Source organism: Actinomyces sp. HMSC065F12, from assembly GCF_001814535.1.
In the GTDB taxonomy this organism is placed as follows: Bacteria; Actinomycetota; Actinomycetes; order Actinomycetales; family Actinomycetaceae; genus Pauljensenia; species Pauljensenia radingae_A.
In genome coordinates this window covers 1-390 of sequence record NZ_KV817019.1, presented here as the reverse complement: position 1 = coordinate 390, position 390 = coordinate 1, and the positions used below count along the sequence as shown (strand labels likewise).

The following is a 390-nucleotide window of genomic DNA, read 5'->3' as shown; positions in this document are numbered from 1 at the left end:
ACATCGAGCGCGTAGCGGTGACGATCTACCAGCCACGTCGGGGCAACGTCGACACCTGGGAAATCTCCGTCACTGAACTCGAGCACTGGGCCGAAGCGGAAGTGAAACCGAAGGCTGAGCTGGCAGCGGCTGGCGAGGGCGAGTTTTGTCCGGGCTCGTGGTGTCAGTTCTGCAAGATTGCACCCACGTGTCGGGCGCGAGCTGAAGCCAATCTTGCGCTGGCCAGGTTGGAGTTCGCCCCGCCAGCAGAACTGTCCGACAGCGAGATTGCCGACGTGCTGGCCCGGATTCCGCAGCTCAAAACCTGGGCGGCGGATGTCGAAGCATACGCGCTCTCCCAAGCGGTGAACCAGGGCGTGGTCTTTGAGGGGTTCAAGCTCGTAGCCGGAC

At 62.8% G+C, this 390-nt stretch carries 1 protein-coding gene; it reads left to right on the top strand.

Going from position 1 to position 390, the window contains the following annotated elements; genetic code table 11:
* Positions 1-390, top strand: a 390-nt coding sequence (locus HMPREF2975_RS08270) for a DUF2800 domain-containing protein (RefSeq protein ID WP_141757362.1), incomplete at both ends; no start/stop codon positions are given.